This window comes from Ramlibacter sp. MAHUQ-53, assembly GCF_052600055.1.
Genome location: NZ_JBQWTS010000003.1, coordinates 232,986 through 253,460, shown reverse-complemented (window position 1 = coordinate 253,460; position 20,475 = coordinate 232,986). Strand labels below are relative to the sequence as shown.

At 71.1% G+C, this 20,475-nt stretch carries 16 protein-coding genes and 1 tRNA gene; 8 read left to right on the top strand and 9 right to left on the bottom strand.

All coding sequences use genetic code 11. The features are described from left to right. Window positions 1-9 precede the first annotated feature (9 nt). Both ACT80S_RS07155 and ACT80S_RS07150 read left to right on the top strand, forming a co-directional pair. Window positions 10-801 carry a tRNA threonylcarbamoyladenosine dehydratase gene (locus ACT80S_RS07155; protein WP_377414411.1) on the top strand — a complete coding sequence of 264 codons (792 nt, stop codon included), beginning with the start codon at window positions 10-12 and terminating at the stop codon, window positions 799-801. Between the two features lie 65 nt (window positions 802-866). Then, window positions 867-942 (top strand) — tRNA-Lys (locus tag ACT80S_RS07150). A gap of 56 nt (window positions 943-998) precedes the next feature. Here ACT80S_RS07150 and ACT80S_RS07145 read toward each other — a convergent pair. Then, window positions 999-1,829 carry a class I SAM-dependent methyltransferase gene (locus tag ACT80S_RS07145; RefSeq protein ID WP_377414408.1) on the bottom strand — a complete coding sequence of 277 codons (831 nt, stop codon included), beginning with the start codon at window positions 1,827-1,829 and terminating at the stop codon, window positions 999-1,001. 159 nt (window positions 1,830-1,988) lie between these two features. On the opposite strand from ACT80S_RS07145, the gene ACT80S_RS07140 reads away from it, so the two are divergent. Next, entirely contained in the window at window positions 1,989-2,372 is a 384-nt protein-coding gene (locus ACT80S_RS07140; protein ID WP_377414406.1) for a hypothetical protein, read from the top strand. A 143-nt stretch (window positions 2,373-2,515) separates the two neighbouring features. On the opposite strand, the gene ACT80S_RS07135 is transcribed toward ACT80S_RS07140, so the two are convergent. Beyond that, the gene (locus ACT80S_RS07135) at window positions 2,516-3,874 is read right to left on the bottom strand and encodes an MBL fold metallo-hydrolase RNA specificity domain-containing protein (RefSeq protein WP_377414403.1); all 1,359 of its coding nucleotides are present in this window, start codon (window positions 3,872-3,874) and stop codon (window positions 2,516-2,518) included. A 269-nt stretch (window positions 3,875-4,143) separates the two neighbouring features. Between ACT80S_RS07135 and ACT80S_RS07130 the strand changes: the two genes are divergently transcribed. After that, window positions 4,144-4,671, top strand: a complete 528-nt coding sequence (locus ACT80S_RS07130) for a porin family protein (RefSeq protein WP_377414401.1) — start codon at window positions 4,144-4,146, stop codon at window positions 4,669-4,671. Window positions 4,672-4,718: 47 nt separating this feature from the next. On the opposite strand, the gene ACT80S_RS07125 is transcribed toward ACT80S_RS07130, so the two are convergent. From ACT80S_RS07125 to dapC, 6 genes are read right to left on the bottom strand one after another with little or no spacing between them, the layout of a single operon-like run. Continuing rightward, window positions 4,719-6,668 (bottom strand): ABC-F family ATP-binding cassette domain-containing protein, encoded by a 1,950-nt coding sequence (locus ACT80S_RS07125; RefSeq protein ID WP_377414399.1) that lies wholly within the window; start codon window positions 6,666-6,668, stop codon window positions 4,719-4,721. Then, entirely contained in the window at window positions 6,665-7,528 is an 864-nt protein-coding gene (gene prmB / locus ACT80S_RS07120; RefSeq protein WP_377414397.1) for a 50S ribosomal protein L3 N(5)-glutamine methyltransferase, read from the bottom strand. The genes ACT80S_RS07125 and prmB overlap by 4 nt, the downstream gene beginning before the upstream one ends. A gap of 2 nt (window positions 7,529-7,530) precedes the next feature. Then, window positions 7,531-8,679: a succinyl-diaminopimelate desuccinylase gene (dapE, locus tag ACT80S_RS07115; protein WP_377414394.1), complete on the bottom strand. Its 1,149-nt coding sequence runs from the start codon at window positions 8,677-8,679 to the stop codon at window positions 7,531-7,533. A gap of 15 nt (window positions 8,680-8,694) precedes the next feature. Continuing rightward, complete coding sequence (locus ACT80S_RS07110; RefSeq protein ID WP_377414392.1) at window positions 8,695-9,840, bottom strand: PilT/PilU family type 4a pilus ATPase; 1,146 nt, start codon at window positions 9,838-9,840, stop codon at window positions 8,695-8,697. A 31-nt stretch (window positions 9,841-9,871) separates the two neighbouring features. Continuing rightward, window positions 9,872-10,696: a 2,3,4,5-tetrahydropyridine-2,6-dicarboxylate N-succinyltransferase gene (dapD, locus tag ACT80S_RS07105; RefSeq protein WP_377414390.1), complete on the bottom strand. Its 825-nt coding sequence runs from the start codon at window positions 10,694-10,696 to the stop codon at window positions 9,872-9,874. Window positions 10,697-10,701: 5 nt separating this feature from the next. Further along, complete coding sequence (dapC, locus tag ACT80S_RS07100) at window positions 10,702-11,904, bottom strand: succinyldiaminopimelate transaminase (RefSeq protein WP_377414388.1); 1,203 nt, start codon at window positions 11,902-11,904, stop codon at window positions 10,702-10,704. Between the two features lie 107 nt (window positions 11,905-12,011). Between dapC and smc the strand changes: the two genes are divergently transcribed. The 4 genes from smc (at window position 12,012) to ACT80S_RS07080 (ending at window position 19,191) form a co-directional block, all read left to right on the top strand. After that, complete coding sequence (smc, locus tag ACT80S_RS07095) at window positions 12,012-15,527, top strand: chromosome segregation protein SMC (protein WP_377414386.1); 3,516 nt, start codon at window positions 12,012-12,014, stop codon at window positions 15,525-15,527. An 85-nt stretch (window positions 15,528-15,612) separates the two neighbouring features. Further along, complete coding sequence (locus ACT80S_RS07090) at window positions 15,613-16,662, top strand: cell division protein FtsZ (RefSeq protein WP_377414384.1); 1,050 nt, start codon at window positions 15,613-15,615, stop codon at window positions 16,660-16,662. 44 nt (window positions 16,663-16,706) lie between these two features. Further along, complete coding sequence (gene ligA, locus ACT80S_RS07085; protein ID WP_377414381.1) at window positions 16,707-18,761, top strand: NAD-dependent DNA ligase LigA; 2,055 nt, start codon at window positions 16,707-16,709, stop codon at window positions 18,759-18,761. A 97-nt stretch (window positions 18,762-18,858) separates the two neighbouring features. Continuing rightward, on the top strand, window positions 18,859-19,191 hold the full coding sequence (locus ACT80S_RS07080) for a KGG domain-containing protein (protein ID WP_377414379.1): 333 nt from the start codon (window positions 18,859-18,861) through the stop codon (window positions 19,189-19,191). Between the two features lie 19 nt (window positions 19,192-19,210). Here the strand turns inward: ACT80S_RS07080 and ACT80S_RS07075 are convergent, their stop codons facing one another. Then, complete coding sequence (locus ACT80S_RS07075) at window positions 19,211-20,431, bottom strand: hybrid sensor histidine kinase/response regulator (protein WP_377414376.1); 1,221 nt, start codon at window positions 20,429-20,431, stop codon at window positions 19,211-19,213. Between the last annotated feature and the right edge of the window lie 44 nt (window positions 20,432-20,475).

The following is a 20,475-nucleotide window of genomic DNA, read 5'->3' as shown; positions in this document are numbered from 1 at the left end:
CTCGATCCCGTGACCGCACTCGACCTGGACGCCGACCTGCAGCGCCGCTTCGGCGGGCTCGAACGCCTGTACGGCGTGCTCGGCGCCGCGCAGATCCGCGAGGCCCATGTGGCCGTGGTCGGCATCGGCGGCGTCGGCTCCTGGGCCGCCGAGGCGCTGGCGCGCAGCGGCGTGGGGGAGCTGACCCTCATCGACCTGGACCATGTGGCCGAGTCCAACATCAACCGGCAGATCCACGCGCTCACCGCCACGGTGGGCCAGTCCAAGGTGCAGGCCATGCGCGAGCGCATCGGCCAGATTCACCCGCGCTGCACGGTGCACGGCATCGAGGAGTTCGTCGAGCCGGGCAACTGGCCGCACCTGCTGCCGCAGGGCGTCGACGCGGTGATCGATGCCTGCGACCAGGTGCGCGCCAAGGAGGCCATGGCCGACTGGGCGCTGCGCACGCGATCGCTGTTCATCAGCGTGGGCGCGGCGGGCGGCAAGCGCGAGGCGCACAAGGTCGACATCGACGACCTGGCGCGCACCACGCACGACCCGCTGCTGGCCCAGCTGCGCTACCGCCTGCGCAAGTTCCACGGCGCACCGCGCGAGGGCAAGGCGATCGGCGTGTCCTGCGTGTTCAGCCGCGAGGCGGTCGCACCGCCCGACGCCTCCTGCGCGGTCGAGGGCGATGGCTCGCTCAATTGCCACGGCTACGGCTCGGTCGTGAGCGTGACCGCCACGTTCGGCCAGTGCGCCGCGGGCTGGGTGCTCGATCGCATCGCGCGACAGGGCAGTCGTAAAAACGGAAAAAACTAGGTTATACTCATGGGCTGCGCTGCAATGATGAATTGCAGTGACACACACGGTGATCAGACCGTCGTGGGACGTTAGCTCAGTTGGTAGAGCAGCGGACTTTTAATCCGTTGGTCGCAGGTTCGAATCCTGCACGTCCTACCAAAATTTTGAAGAGCCTGTCGCGAAAGCGGCAGGCTCTTTTTATTTCCGGGCGCCGCCTACTTCCTCGCGACCACCTGCCCGAGGGCGATCCGCCCCTCCTGGAGGTTGCGTCCCTGGTTCTGCGCCATCTCCTTGAAGTCGGGCCCCAGCAGCAGGTGGAACCCGAGGGGCGGAAGGCCCTCGTTGCGGATCTTCTCGACCAGGGCCACGAACCACGTGCGCGCCGCTTCCGTCGTGTCGGACCAGTCGGTCACCGTGAAGCCGGCGTCCTCGACGAGCCGGCGCAACTCGGCCGGGGACACGAGGAAGCTGGTGTCCGGCGTGCGCGCCCACGGCACGGGATACAGCACCGGGCCGCCCGGGCCGGCCAGCACGTCGTAGATCGCCAGCGTGCCCCCCGGCTTCAGGACCCGGTGCATCTCGCGGTAAAGCCGGGGCTTGTCGGGGATGTTCATGGCCACGTGCTCGGTCCAGACGACATCGAACGCGCCATCGTCGAACGGCAGGTCGGTGGCGTCACCCTGCCGATACTCGATCCGGTCCGCGAGGCCGACCTTTTCGGTGAGCAGTGCGGCGGCGCGGCAGTATGCGTCGGTGAGGTCCAGTCCGGTCACGCTGCAGCCGAATTCCCGGGCCAGGCATCGCGAGGTGCCGCCGACGCCGCAGCCGACGTCGAGCACGCGCATCGAGGCGTCGAGCCCGGCGGCCCGCGCGAGTTCGAGCGTTGCCGCGCGGCCGCGGATATGGAACTCGTCGACCGGCGCCAGGTCCTGCGGCGTGAGGCGGCCGAGGTCCTTGCCCGCGCCTTCCAGCGCCGCCAGGATGACGCTGCCCAGGTCCGAGCGCGTGTAGTGCGCGGCGATGGATTCGTTGACGGGATTCGGCATCGGCGCACTCCTGTGCAGGTTGACCATCACCGAGGCCCGGTGAGGAACCTTCAGTCTAGGAGAGGACCCCTGCTCCCTCAAGGGCCGGGGAGCCGGAGTTGCGCATGCCCCGGGGCGCGTCTATACCTCTGGCCTGTCAACGCCCGTGAAGGAGTCCGCATGACGAACCCGGCTGCCTGGTTTCTGCGCCTTTCCGTCCTTTACCTGCTGGTCGGCGTTGGCCTTGGCCTGCACATGGCCGCCAGCCACGACCACTCGATGCACCCGGTGCATGCGCACCTGAACCTCCTGGGCTGGGTCACGATGGCCCTGTTCGGCCTGTACTACCGCCTCGTGCCCGAGGCCGGGCGCAGCGTGCTGGCCAAGGTCCATTTCTGGGTCTACGTGCCCGCGCACTTCGTGATGATGGTGATGCTGTGGACCCTGTTCACCGGCCGGCCGCAGGTCGAGCCCCTGCTGGCCGGCGCCTCCATCGTGGTGGCCCTGGGCTGCGCGGTCTTCGCGGTGGTCGTCTGGCGTTTCCCGCTGCTGCACAAAAATTAGGCGAAGTCTGGAGAGCGAGGCCTGGCGCGGCCTGCGCGGGTTTTCCACGCGGCTTTCCACAGCCTCGCCCACAGGCGCACGGGACAACTCCCCGGCCACCTTCGCGCGCCTGTGCGAGGGGCGGAGAACGCCAGGCGCGGGCCTCAGGCGAGATCCACCGTCTCCGTGTAGAACGGCATGTGGCAGTCCCACCCCAGGGTGCGCTCGATGCGCTGGCGCAGGGCGTCGGCCGCCGGCGGCTCGCCGTGCGTGATGAAGGTGGTCTTCGGGGCGCGCGAGAAGGTACCGAGCCAGGCCAGGATCTCGTCGGCGTCGGCGTGGGCCGAGAGGTGGTCGAGCTGGGCGACCTCGGCGCGCACCGGAACCTCCTCGCCGAAGATGCGCAGCGTCTTCGCCCCGCCGGCCAGGGCCGCGCCGCGCGTGCCGCCAGCCTGGAAGCCGGCCAGCAGGATGGTGTTGCGCTTGTCCGGTGCGAAGGCCTGCAGGTGGTGCACCACCCGGCCGCCGGTGGCCATGCCGCTGGCCGCGATGATCACCATCGGCCCCTTGCGCGCGTTCAGCAGGCGAGACTCCTCGGCCGACTGCACGATGTGCGCGGTGTTCTCGACCTCGGCGCACTCCTGCGCGCTGAGTCGCAGCTGCTCGTGGTGCTTGAGGTACACCTGCGTGGCGCTGGCCGCCATCGGGCTGTTCAGATAGACGGGCAGGTGGTGGATCAGGCCGCGCGACTTCAGCAGGTGGATGCAATAGAGCAGGCTCTGCGCCCGCCCCACGGCGAAGGCAGGGATCACCACCACGCCACCGCGGGCCGCGGTGCGGTTGATCACGTCGGCCAGCAGGTCCAGCGGGTCGCTGGCGAGGTGGGCGCGGTCGCCGTAGGTCGATTCGACCACGAGGTAGTCGGCCGCCTCGGGCGTGACCGGGGGCTTGAGCACCAGGTCGTGCGGGCGGCCGATGTCGCCGGAGAACAGCACCGAGCGGCGGCCGTCGTCGATGCGCACGAAGGACGAACCCGGCATGTGGCCCGAGGGCTGGAATCGCCCCTGCAGGCCCGGCGCCGGCGACCAGTCGCCGCCGTGCTTCACCGGCTTGAACTGCTTGAGGCAGCGCACCGCGTCGTCGCGCGTGTACAGGGGCAGGGCGGGCTGGTGCTTGCTGGTGCCGTGGCGGTTGTTGTACTCGGCCTCTTCCTCGAGCAGGTGGCCGCAGTCGGGCAGCAGGATGCGGCACAGGTCGTAGGTGGCGGGCGTGCAGATCACCGGGCCGCGGAAGCCGTTGCGCGCCAGCAGGGGCAGGTAGCCGGTGTGGTCGATGTGGGCGTGCGTGAGGACGACCGCGTCGATGCTCGCCGGGTCCACCGGGAAATGCGCCCAGTTGCGAAGCCGCAGCTGCTTGAAGCCCTGGAACAGGCCGCAGTCGACCAGCACGCGCGAGCCCTTGTGCTGGAGCAGGTACTTGGAGCCGGTGACGGTGTCGGTGGCGCCGAGGAACTGGAGGTGCATGTCGTGGATCCCTGTGGCGGACGGTGTCCGGTGCGCCCATAGCATAGTCGGGATGCCGGCAGGTTCCCGCTGGATCCGGGGCAACGGGCTTCAAGGTGACCACGGTCTGCATCCTCGGCGGCAGGGCGAAGGGCGGCCTCAATGGCGCGCCTTGTCACGTGCTTTCAGTCCGGACGGCGAGGGGATGGGACCAGTGGCCCGCGTCAGGTTTTGTTCATGGCCTGCTGTTCAGAATCGCCCCGCTTTTCAACATGAAAGGGAGCAAGCAATTGAACAAGTTCAGGATCATCGCCCTCGCTGCAATCACCCTGGCCGCCTCCGCGGCGCAGGCCCAGTGGTACGGGGAGGCCAACTACGCGCGATTCCGCATCAAGGAGTCGGATGTCGTCGGCGCCCTCAAGGCGAGTCCCGGCGGGCTGCTGATCACGGGTGGCTACGAGGTGCACCCGAACCTCGCGGTGGAGGCCTCGCTGGGCCTGCGCCTGGGCAGCGACGAGCTGACCGTCGATGGCCAGGGCACCGGCATCGACACCAAGCTGGACCGCCTCGTCGGCGTGTACGTGAAACCCAAGTACGCGATCTCCGACGACTTCGAGGTGTTCGCCCGCCTGGGCTACCAGAAGACCGATTTCAAGCTCTCCCTCGGCGGCGCGACCGCCACGGTCTCCGACAAGGAGCTGGCCTATGGCATCGGCGCCAGCTACCGCTTCGACAAGAACCTCTACCTGACCGGCGCCGTGATGCACCACGCCGAGAGCGTCAACGGCGTCCAGATCGGCCTGGGCTACAAGTTCTGAGCCCGGCCGGCCGTCCAGCCATGGAGCCACCTTCGGGTGGCCTTTTTTCATGCGCGCGCGGTCTCGATCCCCTCGATCTCGCCGGACAGCTCGAGCCAGCGCTCCTCGAGGGCCTCGAGCTCCTCGCCCACCGCCTTGAGGCGGCGGCCGGCGTCGGCGATCTCGGCCGGGGGCAGGGGCGTGGACAGGCGGGCCTCCAGGGCCGCCTTCTCGCCGTTCAGGACGGCCATGCGCGCCTCGGCCTTCTCCAGCTCCTTCTTCAACGGGCGCAGCTTCGTATTGAGCAGCGCGCGCTCCTTGGCCGGGTCGACGCGGGGCGCGGCGGGCACCACCGGCGCCGCCTCGGCGGCGGCGGCGCGGGCCTCCTCGCGCAGGCGGCGCGACTCCTCCAGCAGGTAGCGCTGGTAGTCGTCCAGGTCGCCGTCGAAGGGCTCGACCCTGCCGCGGCCCACCAGCCAGAACTCGTCGCAGACCGCGCGCAGCAGCGCCCGGTCGTGCGAGACCAGCATCACCGTGCCCTCGAACTCGTTGAGGGCCACCGACAGCGCCTCGCGGGTGGCCAGGTCGAGGTGGTTGGTGGGCTCGTCCAGCAGCAGCAGGTTGGGGCGCTGCCAGACCATCATGGCCAGCACCAGCCGCGCCTTCTCGCCGCCGCTCATGGTGCCCACCGTCTGCGAGACCATGTCGCCCGAGAAGTTGAAGCTGCCCAGGAAGTTGCGCAGCTCCTGCTCGCGCGCCTCGGGGCCGACCTCGCGGGCCAGGCGCACCATGTGCTCCAGCGGGTTGTCGCCGGGCTGCAGCACGTCCAGCTCCTGCTGCGCGAAGTAGCCGATGGACAGGCCCTTGCCCTCGGTGATGCGGCCCGCCAGCAGCGGGATCTCGTGGGCGATGGTCTTGACCAGGGTCGACTTGCCCTGGCCGTTGGCGCCCAGGATGCCGATGCGCTGGCCGGCCAGCACCGAGCGGTTGATGCCCCGCACGATGGTCTTGTCGCCGGCCTCGGTGCGGTAGCCGACCTCGGCGTCGGTGATCGCCAGCATCGGGTTGGGCAGGTTGGCCGGCTCCTTGAACTCGAAGGAGAAGTCGGCATCGGCCAGCACCGGCGCGATCTTCTCCATGCGCTCCAGGGCCTTGACGCGGCTTTGCGCCTGCTTGGCCTTGGTGGCCTTGGCCTTGAAGCGGTCGATGAACTTCTGCAGGTGGGCGATCTTGTCCTGCTGGCGCGAAAAGGCGGCCTGCTGCTGCTCCAGCTGCTGCGCGCGCAGGGTCTCGAAGGCGCTGTAGTTGCCGCCGTAGCGCACCAGCTTCTGGTGGTCGATGTGCAGGGTGACATCGGTCACCGCGTCGAGGAATTCGCGGTCGTGCGAAATCACGATGAGCGTGCCGGCGTACTTCTGCAGCCAGGCCTCCAGCCAGACCAGGGCGTCCAGGTCCAGGTGGTTGGTGGGCTCGTCCAGCAGCAGCAGGTCCGAGGGGCACATCAGCGCGCGGGCCAGCTGCAGGCGCATGCGCCAGCCGCCGGAGAAGCTGTTGACGGGGCGCTCCAGCTCCTCGACCTTGAAGCCCAGGCCGAGGATCAGGCTCTGGGCGCGGGGCACGGCGTCGTGTTCGCCGGCGTCGTGCAGGTCGGAGTGGGCCTGGGCGATGGCCATGCCGGCCTCGGCGTCGTCCGGGTTCGCGGCCACCGCGGCCTCGGCCCGCGCGAGGCGCTCGCGCACGGCCACCAGGCGGGTGTCACCGGCCAGCACGAAGGCGGTGGCCGGCTCGTCGGTCTCCGGCATGTGCTGGGCGACCTGGGCCATCTGCCAGTGGGCGGGCCGGCTGAAGTCGCCGGCGTCCTCGTGCAGCGTGCCGTTGAACAGGGCGAAGAGGGTGGACTTGCCGGCGCCATTGCGGCCCACCAGCCCGACCTTCTCGCCGGGGTTGAGGGTGACCGAGACCTGGTCCAGCAGCACCTTGACGCCGCGGCGCAAGGTGACGTCGCGCAGCGTGATCATGCGAGCAGGGCCTCGCGCGTGAGCAGCAGCACCTGGTCCTCGCCGGCGCTGGTGTCCAGCCACACCGCGGCCAGCCGCGGGAACGCGGCCTCGAAGTGCTCGCGCTCGTTGCCGATTTCCAGCACCAGCACGGCGCGTTCGGTCATGCGGGCGGGCGCGTCCTTCAGCAGCTGGCGGATGAAGTCCATGCCGTCGTCACCGCCGGCCAGGGCCAGCTCGGGCTCGGCGCGGTACTCGGCGGGCAGGGCGGCCATGCTGCCGGCGTTCACGTAGGGCGGGTTGCACAGGATCAGGTCATAGGCGCCGTCGACGCCGGCCAGGCCGTCCGAGTGCAGCAGGCGCACGCGGTCCTGCAGGTGGTGGCGCTCGACGTTGATGCGGGCCACGGCCAGCGCGTCGTCGGAGATGTCGGCGCCGTCCACCGCGACGTCCGGGTAGGCCATGGCCGCCAGGACGGCGAGGCTGCCGTTGCCGGTGCACAGGTCCAGCACGCGGCGGGTGTGCTCGCCCAGCCAGGAGTCGATGCTGCCGTCGGCCAGGAGCTCGGCGATGAAGGAGCGCGGCACGATGGCTCGCTCGTCCACGTAGAACGGGATGCCTTGCAGCCAGGCTTCCCTGGTGAGGTAGGCGGCGGGCTTGCGGGTGGCGATGCGCTCGGCGAAGAGGGCGTCGACCTGTTCGCGCTCGGCCCCGGTCACGGCGCGATCAGCCGCGGCGTCGAGGTCGTCCAGCGGCAGGCCCAGGCGCCACAGCACCAGCCAGGCGGCCTCGTCGAAGGCATTCGTGGTTCCGTGGCCGAAAGCCACCCCCGCGGCGGTGAGCTTCGCGGCCCCCGCCTCGATCAGTTCAATGACGGTCATGGTCAGCCCAGCGCGTTCAGTTGTTCCAGCGTGCGCCGGTAGATGTTCTTCAGCGGCTCGATGTCGGCCACGGTGACGTGCTCGTCGATCTTGTGGATGCTGGCGTTGACCGGCCCGAACTCGATCACCTGCGGGCAGATGCGCGAGATGAAGCGCCCGTCGCTGGTGCCGCCGGTGGTGGACAGCTCGGTCTCCACGCCGGTCTCGGTGCGGATCGCCTGCTGGATCGCGCCCACCAGCTCGCCCGGGGGCGTGATGAAGGGCTGGCCGCTGAGGGCCCAGGTAAGGGCGTATTCGAGCTCGTGCTGCTCCAGCACCTGGCTGACGCGCTTCTGCAGCGATTCGGCCGTGTGCTCGGGGGAGAAGCGGAAGTTGAAGTCGATCACCACCTCGCCCGGGATCACGTTGCCGGCGCCGGTGCCGCCATGGATGTTGGAGACCTGGAAGCTGGTGGGCTGGAAGAATTCGTTGCCCCGGTCCCACTCGATCGCGGTGAGCTCGGCGAGGGCGGGCAGCGCCAGGTGGATCGGGTTGCGCGCCAGCTGCGGATAGGCGATGTGGCCCTGCACGCCCTTGACGGTGAGCTTGCCGCTGAGGCTGCCGCGGCGGCCGTTCTTGATCATGTCGCCCAGCCGGTCCACCGAGGTGGGCTCGCCGACGATGCACCAGTCCAGGCGCTCGCCGCGTTCCTGGAGGCGGTCGCACACGACCACGGTGCCATCGATGCCGGGGCCTTCCTCGTCGGAGGTGATGAGGAAGGCGATGGACAGGGCCGGGTCCGGGGTGGCGGCGAGGAATTCCTCGACGGCGACGGCGAAGGCGGCGATCGAGGTCTTCATGTCCGCCGCGCCGCGGCCATAGAGCTTGCCGTGGCGGTGGTGCGGCACGAAGGGGTTGGAGTGCCACTGCTCCAGCGGGCCGGTGGGCACGACATCGGTGTGGCCGGCGAAGACCAGGGTGCGCGGCGAGCGGCCGGCGCGGCGGGCCCACAGGTTGGTCACGCGGAAGCTGTCGGGGCCGCTCTCGATGGTCTCGCAGGAGAAGCCCAGGGGCGCGAGCCGCTCCTGGAGGATGCGCTGGCAGCCGGCGTCATCGGGGGTGATCGAGCGCTGGGCGATCAGCTGCTCGACGAGGTAGACGGTCTTGTTCATGGGGCCGGTTGGCGGTCAGGACGGCTTGACGTCCAGCGTGATCTCGGTGAAGGAAGGCACGTCGTCCGGGTCCTCGGCGGGGCCGGACGGCGCAGGCGTGCTGAAGTCGTTCTGCAGGCGCCACAGCAGGTTGCTGGCCGAGTCGCAATGGGCCAGGCCCTCGGCCTGGTCGACGGCGCCGGTGGCGATGAGGCGGGCGATGTCCTGCTCGAAGGTCTGGGAGCCCTCGGCCATCGACTTCTCCATCGCCTCCTTCACCGCGGTGAAGTCGCCCGCGCCGATCAGCTCGGCGACGCGCTGGGTGTTCAGCATCACCTCCACGGCGGGCACGCGCCCGCCGGCCCGGTTTCGCAGCAGCCGCTGGCTCACCACCGCGCGCAGCGTGGCGGCGAGGTCTCCGAGCAGGATGGGGCGTACCTGCTCGGGGAAGAACGAGAGGATGCGGTGCAGGGCCTGGTAGCTGTTGTTCGCGTGCAGCGTGGCCATCACCAGGTGGCCGGACTGCGCGTAGGCGAGGGCGGCGGACATGGTGGCGGCGTCGCGGATCTCGCCGATCAGGATCACGTCGGGCGCCTGGCGCAGGCCGTTGCGCAGCGCCACCTCCAGGGACTCGGTGTCCGCGCCGACCTCGCGCTGGTTCACCACCGAGCGCTTGTGCTGGAAGATGAACTCGATCGGGTCCTCGATGGTGAGGATGTGGCCCGGCATCAGCTCGTTGCGCAGGTCCAGCATGGCCGCCAGCGTGGTGCTCTTGCCCGAGCCGGTGGAGCCGGCCATCAGGACCAGGCCGCGGCGTTCGACGACCAGGTCGGCCAGCACCGCGGGCAGGTTCAGGGTGGACAGCGCCGGGATCACCGGCGGGATGAAGCGCACCACCACCGCGCAGGTGCCGCGCTGGCGCAGCGCGGAGATGCGGAAGTTGCCCAGGCCCTCGACCGCGTGGCCCATGTTCAGCTCGCCGGTGCGGTCGAACTCCACGAGCCGGTCGTGCGGCACGATCTCGGCGAGCAGCTTGCGCGGCGCATCCGGCGGCAGCACCTGCTGGTTGATCGGCACGCACTGGCCGTGGATGCGGATCTGGGCCGGCGCGTGCGCCGTGAGGTACACGTCGGAAGCCTGCTTGTCCGCCATGAGGCGGAGGATGCGTTCCATGGTGCTCATGTCAGGCTCCCGGGTGCGCCCGTGCGCGGTCTCAATCGCGCAGCAGGTCGTTCAGGCTGGTCTTGGCGCGGGTCTGGGCATCCACGCGCTTGACGATGATCGCGGCGTACAGGCTGTACTTGCCGCCGTCCTTGGGCAGGCTGCCGGAGATCACCACCGAGCCGGCCGGCACGCGGCCATAGCTCACCTCGCCGGTGGCGCGGTCGTAGATCGGGGTGCTCTGGCCGATGTACACGCCCATGGAGATCACCGAGTTCTCCTCGACGATCACGCCTTCCACGATCTCGGAGCGGGCGCCGATGAAGCAGTTGTCCTCGATGATGGTGGGGTTGGCTTGCAGCGGCTCGAGCACGCCGCCCAGGCCCACGCCGCCCGAGAGGTGGACGTTCTTGCCGACCTGCGCGCAGGAGCCGACGGTGGCCCAGGTGTCGACCATGGTGCCTTCGTCCACGTAGGCGCCGATGTTCACGTAGGAGGGCATCAGGATCGCGCCCTTGGCGATGTAGCTGCCGCGGCGGGCCACGGCGGGCGGCACCACGCGCACGCCGGTGGCGGCCATTTCCTCGGGGGTGAGGTGGGCGAACTTGGTCTGCACCTTGTCGTAGAAGCCCAGCTCGCCGGCCTTGATGACCTCGTTGTCCTTCAGGCGGAAGGACAGCAGCACCGCCTTCTTGATCCACTGGTGCACGGTCCACTGGCCCACGCCTTCACGGGTGGCCACGCGCAGCTTGCCGGTGTTCAGCTGGGCGATGACGTGTTCGACCGCGTCGGCCACTTCCTTCGGGGCGGACTTGGGGGACAGGCTGGCGCGGTTCTCCCACGCGGTGTCGATGATCTGTTGCAGTTGCTGGGTCATGGGGTTCACTCGGTTCTGGATGGGACGCGGTTTTTGACGAATTGCACGATGCGCTGGGCCGCCTCGAGGCATTCCGCGGTGTCGGCCACCAGGGCCATGCGGATGCGGCCGGCGCCGGGGTTGTGGCCCTGGGCCTCGCGGGCCAGGTAGCTGCCCGGCAGGACCGTGACATTGTATTGAGCGAGGAGGTCGCGGGCGAAGTCCTCGTCGCTGCCCTGCACGCCGGCCCACAGGTAGAAGCCGGCGTCGGGCAGGGCCACGTCGAGCACGCCGGACAGCAGGGGCGTGACCTCGGCGAATTTCCGGCGGTACATCGCGCGGTTGTCGACCACGTGGGCCTCGTCGTTCCAGGCGGCGACGCTGGCGGCCTGGACCATCGGGCTCATGGCGCTGCCGTGGTAGGTGCGATAGAGCAGGAACTGCTTGAGGATGGCGGCGTCGCCGGCCACGAAGCCGGAGCGCAGGCCCGGCACGTTGGAGCGCTTGGACAGGCTGGTGAAGGCCACCAGGCGCTCGAAGCCGGCGCGCCCGATCTTGGCCGCGGCCTCCAGGCCGCCCAGGGGCGGCTCCTCGCGGAAGTAGATCTCGGAGTAGCACTCGTCCGAGGCGATGATGAAGCCGTGGCGGTCGGACAGCTCGAACAGCTTGCGCCACTCCTCCAGCGGCATCACCGCGCCGGTGGGGTTGCCCGGCGAGCACACGTACAGCAGCTGGGTGCGGCGCCAGACCTCCTCGGGCACGCTGTCCCAGTCGACCGCGAAGTTGCGGGCCGGGTCGCTGGGCGCGTAGTACGGGGTGGCCCCGGCCAGCAGGGCCGCGCCCTCGTAGATCTGGTAGAACGGGTTCGGGCAGACCACCACCGCGTCCCGCGTCGGGTCGATCACGGTCTGGGCGAAGGCGAACAGCGCCTCGCGCGAGCCGTTCACCGGCAGCACCTGGGTGGCGGCGTCCAGCGCCAGGCCGTAGCGGCGCTCCAGCCAGCCGGCGCAGGCGGCGCGCAGGGCCGGGTCGCCCGCGGTGGGCGGGTAGGCGGCGAGGCCGGAGAAGGCGGCCGTCATGGCCTCCAGCACGAAGGGCGGGGTCGGGTGCTTGGGTTCACCGATGCCCAGGCTGATCGGGCGGTAAGAAGGATTCGGTACAACGCCCGCGAACAGTTTCCGCAGCCGCTCGAACGGGTAGGGCTGCAGCTTGGCCAACAGGGGATTCATGCCCGGGATTATCCCCGGAGCGCGGCGGTCGCTCGGGTAACATCAACGATCCCCCGCCCGCAGCCGCTGCCCGCGGGGTTCTGCTTTCAACACACAGGATTCCACGCGTGCGCCTGACGTCGATCAAGCTCTCGGGTTTCAAGTCGTTCGCCGAACCCACCAACTTCATGCTCCCCGGCCAGCTGGTGGGCGTGGTCGGGCCCAACGGTTGCGGCAAGTCCAACATCATGGACGCGGTACGCTGGGTGCTGGGCGAGTCCAAGGCCAGCGAGCTGCGCGGCGAGTCCATGCAGGACGTGATCTTCAACGGCACGACCCACCGCAAGCCCGCCTCGCGCTCCTCGGTGGAACTGGTGTTCGACAACGCCGACCACCGCGCCGGCGGCCAGTGGTCGCAGTTCGCCGAGATCGCCGTCAAGCGCGTGCTCACGCGCGACGGCACCAGCAGCTACTACATCAACAACCAGCCGGTGCGCCGCCGCGACGTGCAGGACGTGTTCCTGGGCACCGGCCTGGGCCCGCGCGCCTACGCCATCATCGGCCAGGGCACCATCAGCCGGATCATCGAGTCCAAGCCCGAGGAGCTGCGCCTGTTCCTCGAGGAGGCCGCCGGCGTCTCCAAGTACAAGGAGCGCCGCCGCGAGACCGAGAACCGGCTCTCCGACACCCGCGAGAACCTGACCCGGGTCGAGGACATCCTGCGCGAGCTGAACGCCAACCTCGACAAGCTGGAGAAGCAGGCCGAGGTGGCCCAGCGATACAACCGCCTGCAGGCCGACGCCACCCTCAAGCAGCACCAGCTGTGGTTCCTCAAGCGCGCCGAGGCCGAGGTCGACCAGGTGCGCCTCAAGCAGGAGGCCGACCAGGCGGTCAACGACCTCGAGTCCCGCGTCGCCGACCTGCGCCATGTGGAGGCCGAGCTGGAGACCATCCGCCAGGCCCATTACGCCGCCGGCGACCAGGTGAACCAGGCCCAGGGCGCGCTCTACGAGGCCAGCGCCGAGGTGGGCCGGCTGGAGGCCGAGATCCGCTTCGTGGTCGAGGGCCGCCAGCGCGCCGAGCAGCGCCTCGCGCAGCTGAAGGAGCAGGCCGCCCAGTGGGCCGCCCGCCGTGACGACGCCTCGGCCGAACTGGAGAACCTCGCCGGCCTGGGCGTGGAGGCCGAGGAGCAGGCCATGCTGCTGGCCGCCCAGGTCGAGGACCAGGCGACCCAGCTGCCCGAGCTGGAGGAGGCGCTGCGCCAGGCGCAGGCCAAGTCCACCGAGCAGCGCGGCAGCGTGGCCCAGGTCCAGCAGCAGATCCAGGTGCTGGCGGCGGACCAGCGCAATATCGAGGAGCAGTCGCGCCAGCTGAACCTGCGCCGCGAGCGCCTGGCGTCCGACCGCAATGCCCTGGCCGCGCCCGACGAGCAGCGCCTGGCCGGCCTGCAGGAGCAGCTGGCCGCGGCGCAGGAGGCCGCCGAGGCCAGCGACGCGCGCCTGCACGAGCTGCAGGAGCAGGTGCCGGCGCTCGACGAAGACCGCCGCCACCGCCAGGGCGAGCTGAACGCGCAGACGGCGCGCCAGTCCGACCTCTCGGCCCGCCTCGAGGCGCTCAAGGCGCTGCAGGAGAAGGTGCGCACCGACGGCAAGCTCCAGCCCTGGCTGGCGAAGCACGGCCTCGACGGCCTGCAGGGCCTGTGGAGCCGCATCCACATCGAGGCCGGCTGGGAGAACGCCCTGGAGGCCGCCCTGCGCGAGCGCCTGGCCTCGCTGGAGGTGTCGCGCCTGGAGATGGTCAAGGCCTTCGCCGCCGACGCGCCGCCCGCCAAGCTGGCCTTCTACACCCCGCCGGCGGCGGCCGCGCCCGAGGCGGCCGGCGCGCTGCCGCGCCTGGCCGACCTGCTGCGCCTGAACGACGCCGGCCAGAAGGCCCTGCTGGCCGACTGGCTGCAAGGCTGCTTCACCGCCGCCAGCTTCGAGGACGCCCTGGCCCAGCGCGAGCGGCTGCAGCCCGGCGAGGTGGTCTACACCGCCGCGGGCCATGCGGTGAGCCGCCACAGCGTGAGCTTCTTCGCCCAGGACTCCGAGCAGTCCGGCCTGCTGGCGCGCCAGCAGGAGATCGAGAACCTGGACAAGCAGCTGCGCGCCCAGACCCTGATCCTGGAGGAGGCCCGCGGCGCCCTGGTGCGCGCCGAGGCCGCGTACACCGACGCCTCGCAGCGTCTGGTCGGCGTGCGCCGCGAGGCCAGCGAGGCCCAGGCCCGCGCCCACGAGCTGCAGGTCGAGACGCTGCGCCTGTCGCAGCTCGCCGAGCAGACCCGCGCCCGCAGCCAGCAGATCGCCGGCGACCTCGCCGAGGTCGATGCCCTGCTCGAGGAACTGCAGGAGCGCCGCGTCACCGCCGAGGCCCGCTTCGAGGAGCTGGACATGCAGCTGGCCGACAGCCAGGAGCGCCATGCCCAGCTCGACGAGCGCGTCATCGAATGCGAGCGCAGGCTGGCCGAGGCCCGCGAGCAGCAGCGCAGCCTGGAGCGCCGGGCGCAGGAGGCGCAGTTCTCGCAGCGTGCGCTGGACGCCCGCCGCGCCGAGCTGCAGCGCGCCATCGAGACCGCCACGCAGCAGGCCACCAGCATCGCCGCCGAGGAGCAGCGCGCGCACGACGAGCTCTCCCGGCTGACCGATGCCGCCGCCCAGGCCGGCCTGCAGAACGCGCTGGACCTGAAGCTGGAGCGCGAGAAGGCGCTGGGCGCCAAGCGCAGCGAGTACGACGACCTCACCGCCAAGCTGCGCGCCAGCGACGAGCGCCGCCTCACGCTGGAGCGCGCCCTCGACCCGCTGCGCCAGCGCATCACCGACATGCAGCTCAAGGAGCAGGCCGCGCGCCTGGGCCTGGAGCAGTACGCCCAGCTGCTGGCCGATGCCCAGGCCGACCTCGAGGCCGTGCGCCAGTCGGTGGAAGCCGGCGGCGTGCGCCTGGCCGGCCTGCAGGGCGAGATCGACCGCCTGAACCGCGAGATCACCGCGCTGGGCGCGGTCAACCTCGCGGCGCTGGAGGAGCTGGCCTCGGCCCGCGAGCGCAAGCAGTTCCTGGATGCCCAGTCGGCCGACCTGAACGAGGCCATCACCACCCTGGAGGACGCGATCCGCAAGATCGACGGCGAGACCCGCGAGCTCCTGGGGGGCACCTTCAAGATCGTCAACGAGCACTTCAGCCGGATGTTCCCGGAGCTGTTCGGCGGCGGCAACGCCAAGCTCGTCATGACGGGCGAGGAGATCCTCGACGCCGGCGTGCAGGTGATGGCCCAGCCCCCGGGCAAGAAGAACCAGACCATCCACCTGCTCTCGGGCGGCGAGAAGGCGCTGACCGCCATCGCCCTGGTGTTCGCCATCTTCCAGCTGAACCCGGCGCCCTTCTGCCTGCTGGACGAGGTGGACGCGCCGCTGGACGACGCCAACACCGAGCGCTACGCCAAGCTGGTGGCGAGCATGTCCAAGGGCACGCAGTTCCTCTTCATCTCGCACAACAAGATCGCGATGGAAATGGCAGAACAACTCATTGGCGTGACCATGCAGGAGCAGGGCGTCTCGCGCATCGTGGCCGTCGACATGGAGTCGGCCGTCAGCATGGCGGAGGTGGCATGAGAGCGCTGCGCCGGGCCGCCCCGAGCCAGCTCGCGCCCCCTCGGGGGGCAGCGACGGACACAACGTGCCGAGCGTGGGGGCAAGCATGACCGAGTTCTCCATGGGCCTCGCGGTCCTCGGTGGCGCGACGCTGCTGGGGCTGGTCGGATGGAACGCCTGGAGCGCGCGCCGCAACACGCCGCGCCAGCCCGAGCAGGCTGCCGCGCCGCCGGTGGAGCCGACGATGGCGCCCGGCGCCGTCCCCGAGCCGACCGAGCCCTCCCTCGAGGAGGACACGCCCCTGGGCCCGGTGCCCGCGCCCGAGCGCAAGCCGGGGCTGGACGCGCTGATCGACGTCATCGCCCCGATCGGTCTGGACGAGGGCCAGGTGGTCTCCGGCGACGCCGCCATCGCCGCGTTGCCCCACACCCGCCGCGTGGGTAGCAAGCCCTTCGCCGTCGAGGGCCAGAACGAGCGCACCCGCGAGTGGGAGGCGCCGGTCGCCGGCCACCGCTACACCGCCTTCCAGGCCGGCGTGCAGCTCGCCAACCGCAACGGCGCGCTCAACGAGATCGAGTTCTCCGAATTCGTGGTCAAGGCCCAGGCCTTCGCCGACGCGGTGGGCGGCACGCCCGACTTCCCCGAGATGCGCGACGAGGTGGCCCGCGCCCGCGAGCTGGACCAGTTCGCCAGCGCCCACGACGCGCAACTGAGCCTGAGCCTGCGCGCCCGCCACGCGGCCTGGAGCCCGGGCTACGTGCACCAGCACGCCGCCCGCCTGGGCTTCGTCGCCGGCGTGATGCCGGGACGCATGGTGCTCGCCTCGCCGGTGCCCGGCGCGCCGCCGGTCCTGGTGCTGTCCTTCGACACCCAGGCCGCCCTGGCCGAGGACCCGACGCAGGCCGCCCTGCACGAGCTCACGCTGAGCATCGACGTGCCCCAGGTGCCGCGCAGCGAGCAGCCTTTCGTGCGCATGCGCGAGGCCGCTGCCGCCCTGGGCCAGTCGATGGAGGGCGTGCTCACCGACGACCGCGGCCACCCGATCCGCCCCGAGGCGCTGGACGCCATCGGCGCCGACCTGGAGGGCCTGTACGACACGCTCGACGCGCGCGACCTGTCCGCCGGCTCGCCCCAGGCCCGCCGGCTTTTCAGCTGAGGCTTCCCCTGACTTCCGACCTGTTCGACGACGCCCCCGAGGGCGTGCCCGTCGCCGCGCAGGAGCGCGCCGACGCCCTGCGCGAGCTGCTGCACCACCACGCCCACCGCTACTACGTGCTCGACGCGCCGGAGATCCCGGACGCCGAGTACGACCGCCTGTTCCAGGAGCTGCAGGCGCTGGAGGCGCAGTACCCCTCGCTGGCCGTGCCCGGCTCGCCCACGCAGCGCGTGGGGGGCAGGCCGCTGGAGGGCTTCGCCAAGGTGCGCCACCGCGTGCCGATGCTGTCCATCCGCACCGAGACCGACATCGAGGACACCGGTGCGATCAACTTCGACGCCCGCGTGCGCCGCGAGCTGGGGCTGTCCGAGGACGCGCCGCCGGTGGACTACGTCGCCGAGCTCAAGTTCGACGGCCTGGCGATCAACCTGCGCTACGAGCGCGGCGTGCTGGTGTGCGCCGCCACCCGCGGGGACGGCGAGGTCGGCGAGGACGTGACGCAGAACATCCGCACCATCGGCCAGGTGCCGCTGCGCCTGCCGGCGGGCGTGCCCGAGGTGCTGGAGGTGCGCGGCGAGGTCTACATGCGCCGCGACGACTTCGAGGCGCTCAACGAGAACCAGCGCGCGCGCATCGCCCAGGGCCACCGGCACGAGAAGACCTTCGTCAACCCGCGCAATGCCGCGGCCGGCGCGGTGCGCCAGCTCGATCCCGCGATCGCCCGGCAGCGGCCGCTGTCGTTCTTCACCTACGGCTGGGGCGAGGTGGTCGGCGCGCCGGACTGGCAGTCGCACCATGAGGTGCTGCAAAGCCTCAAGGCCTGGGGCTTCCCGGTCTGCGCCCGCGTGCAGCGCGCGCGCGGCGCCGCCGAGCTCGTCGCCTACCACCAGGCCGTGGGCCGCGACCGCGACCAGCTGCCCTTCGACATCGACGGCGTGGTCTACAAGGTCGACAGCCTGGCGCTGCAGAAGCAGCTGGGCTTCGTCACCCGCGAGCCGCGCTGGGCGGTGGCGCACAAGTTTCCCGCGCAGGAGATGGTCACCACGGTGGAGGCCATCGACGTGCAGGTCGGCCGCACCGGCAAGCTCACGCCGGTGGCCAAGCTCAAGCCGGTGTTCGTGGGCGGCGTGACGGTCACCAACGCCACCCTGCACAACGAGGACGAGGCCCGCCGCAAGGACGTACGCGTGGGCGACCAGGTCATCGTGCGCCGCGCCGGCGACGTGATCCCCGAGGTCGTCGCCGTCGTCCCCGAGCCGCGCACGCACGACCACCCGCCCTTCACCATGCCGCGCCAGTGCCCCGTGTGCGGCAGCGAGGCGGTGCGGGAGGAGGGCGAGGCCGACTACCGCTGCACCGGCGGCCTGTTCTGCGGGGCGCAGCGCAAGCAGGCGCTGCTGCACTTCGCGCAGCGCCGCGCCCTGGACATCGAGGGCCTGGGCGAGAAGCTGGTGGACCAGGTGGTCGACGCCGGCATCATCCGCACCCTGCCGGACCTGTACCGCCTGGGCCTGGCGAACCTGGTGGCGCTCGATCGCATGGGCGAGAAGTCCGCGCAGAACCTGCTGGAGGGGCTGGAGCAGTCGAAGTCGACCACGCTGCCCCGCTTCCTCTTCGGCCTGGGCATCCGCCACTGCGGCGAGGCCACCGCGCGCGACCTGGCCCGCCACTTCGGCACGCTGGACCGGATCATGGACGCCAGCGTCGACCAGCTGCTGCAGGTGCCCGATGTCGGCCCGGTGGTGGCCGAGAGCCTCCACACCTTCTTCGCCCAGCCCCACAACCGCGAGGTGGTGGAGCAGCTGCGCGCCTGCGGCGTGCACTGGCCCGAGGGCGAGCCCGCGCCGCAGGCCCAGCTGCCGCTGGCAGGCAAGACCGTCGTCCTCACCGGCACGCTGCCCACGCTCTCGCGTGACGAGGCCAAGGAGCTGCTCGAGGCCGCCGGCGCCAAGGTGGCCGGGTCGGTGAGCAAGAAGACGCACTGCGTGGTGGCGGGCGCCGAGGCCGGCAGCAAGCTGGACAAGGCGCGCGAGCTGGGCATCCCGGTTCTCGACGAGGACGGTTTGCGGGACCTGCTCAACAACGGAGGAATTCTGTAGGACGAGAACTAATTAGCTACCACCGGCACCCACGGCCCCGGATGGCTCTTCAGAATTTGAAGCCTCATCCATGTCCAACAAATCAGGGAGAAGCCAAATGGACACTACCGGTAGCACTGTCACGTCCCCAGCCACCGCCGCCGACGAGGCGGCATCCACCCCCGAGGCCCGCCAGGCCGCCGCGAGCGCAGCGGCCGAGGCCCTCATCCCGCCACCGGCCCGCGCCAAGCGCGGTTTCGCGGTGCTCAGTCCCGAAAAGAAGCGCGAGATCGCGAGCATGGGCGGCAAGGCCGCCCATGAACACGGCCGCGCCCACCGCTTCACCAGCGAGGAAGCCCGCGCCGCCGGCAAGAAGCGGCACCAGCTGCGCATGCTCGCCGCGGCCCAGGCCGCCGCGGCGGCCGCCAAGGACGGCGGCAAGACCTCCTGAGCGGCCCGCCCTGCGGCGCTCAGGCCGGGGCCTTCACCCCGGCCAGCAGCGTCCGCAGGGCCTCCAGGTCGGCCGGCTTGGTGAGGTGGTGGTCAAACCCCGAAGCCTGCGCCCGCGCCCGATCTTCCGACGCCCCCCAGCCCGTCAGGGCCACCAGCACCGGGGGGCGTTTTCCATGGGCCTGCTGCGTGCGCAAGGCACGCGCGACGGCATAGCCGTCCATTCCCGGCAGGCCGATGTCCAGCAGCACCACGTCCGGCGCCTCGCGGGCGACCGCGGCCAGGGCCTGCGGGCCGTCGCGGGCCACCACCACCGCGTGCCCGTCCAGGCGCAGCAGCAGGGCGAGGCTGTCGGCCGCATCCTCGCTGTCGTCGACCACCAGGATCCGCAGGGGCGCCGGCGCGGGGCCGGCCGGTGGGGCGCCGTCCGCCCCTTCCGCCCCTTCCGCCCGGGGCGCTCCGGCGGCTGCCGGCGGCTCCACCAGGGGCAGGCGGACGGTGAAGCTGCTGCCCTGGCCCCGACCCGCGCTGGCCGCGGTGACCCGCCCGCCGTGCAGGCTCACCAGCGCATGGACCAGCGCCAGCCCGATGCCCAGGCCGGCGCGCGGCGCGTCGCGCTGGGCGCCGCCGGCAGGCAGCTGCGCGAACATGCGGAAGATGCGAGGCAGGGCCTCGGGCGGGATGCCGATGCCGTCGTCCCGGACCTGCACCACCGCCAGTCCCGGCTCTTCCCAGGCGCGCAGGCCGATATGCCCGCCGCGCGGGGTGTAGCGCGCCGCGTTGTTCAGGAGGTTCGACAGCACCTGGCACAGGCGGGTGTCGTCGCCGTCGACCCACAGCGGCGCGTCGGGCAGGTCCAGCTCGAAGGCATGCCCGGCATCGCGGATCTGCGGCTCGCTGATCTCGGTGGCGTGCTGGATCGCGTCGCGCAGGTCCACGCGCTGGCGCCGCAGGGCCAGCTTGCCGGCGCGCAGGCGGGACATGTCCAGCAGGTCCTCGACCAGTCGGCTCAGGTGCGTGACCTGCCGGTCCATCATCGCCAGGGTGCGCCCCCGCGTGTGCGGGTCGCCGGTGTGCCGCAGGACATGCAGGCCGTTGCGCAGCGGCGCCAGCGGGTTGCGCAGCTCGTGGGCCAGGGTGGCCAGGAACTCGGTGTCGGGCGGGCGGCCCGGCGGGGGCGCGCCCGCGGGGCCGGGCGGGGCGGCGGGAGGCGGGGGCGGCGTCGGGGGCGGCTGCGCCATGGGGGCGTCCCGGGTGGGGTGCGGCCAGTGTAGTGGCGCGCACC

What these genes read in the sequence shown, in the direction of transcription:
- ACT80S_RS07145 (WP_377414408.1), bottom strand. Translation starts at nt 1,829, where the DNA reads ATGCCGAATCCCGTCAACGAATCCATCGCCGCGCACTACACGCGCTCG.
- ACT80S_RS07140 (WP_377414406.1), top strand. Translation starts at nt 1,989, where the DNA reads ATGACGAACCCGGCTGCCTGGTTTCTGCGCCTTTCCGTCCTTTACCTG.
- ACT80S_RS07135 (WP_377414403.1), bottom strand. Translation starts at nt 3,874, where the DNA reads ATGCACCTCCAGTTCCTCGGCGCCACCGACACCGTCACCGGCTCCAAG.
- ACT80S_RS07125 (WP_377414399.1), bottom strand. Translation starts at nt 6,668, where the DNA reads ATGATCACGCTGCGCGACGTCACCTTGCGCCGCGGCGTCAAGGTGCTG.
- prmB (WP_377414397.1), bottom strand. Translation starts at nt 7,528, where the DNA reads ATGACCGTCATTGAACTGATCGAGGCGGGGGCCGCGAAGCTCACCGCC.
- dapE (WP_377414394.1), bottom strand. Translation starts at nt 8,679, where the DNA reads ATGAACAAGACCGTCTACCTCGTCGAGCAGCTGATCGCCCAGCGCTCG.
- ACT80S_RS07110 (WP_377414392.1), bottom strand. Translation starts at nt 9,840, where the DNA reads ATGAGCACCATGGAACGCATCCTCCGCCTCATGGCGGACAAGCAGGCT.
- dapD (WP_377414390.1), bottom strand. Translation starts at nt 10,696, where the DNA reads ATGACCCAGCAACTGCAACAGATCATCGACACCGCGTGGGAGAACCGC.
- dapC (WP_377414388.1), bottom strand. Translation starts at nt 11,904, where the DNA reads ATGAATCCCCTGTTGGCCAAGCTGCAGCCCTACCCGTTCGAGCGGCTG.
- ACT80S_RS07090 (WP_377414384.1), top strand. Translation starts at nt 15,613, where the DNA reads ATGACCGAGTTCTCCATGGGCCTCGCGGTCCTCGGTGGCGCGACGCTG.
- ACT80S_RS07080 (WP_377414379.1), top strand. Translation starts at nt 18,859, where the DNA reads ATGGACACTACCGGTAGCACTGTCACGTCCCCAGCCACCGCCGCCGAC.
- ACT80S_RS07075 (WP_377414376.1), bottom strand. Translation starts at nt 20,431, where the DNA reads ATGGCGCAGCCGCCCCCGACGCCGCCCCCGCCTCCCGCCGCCCCGCCC.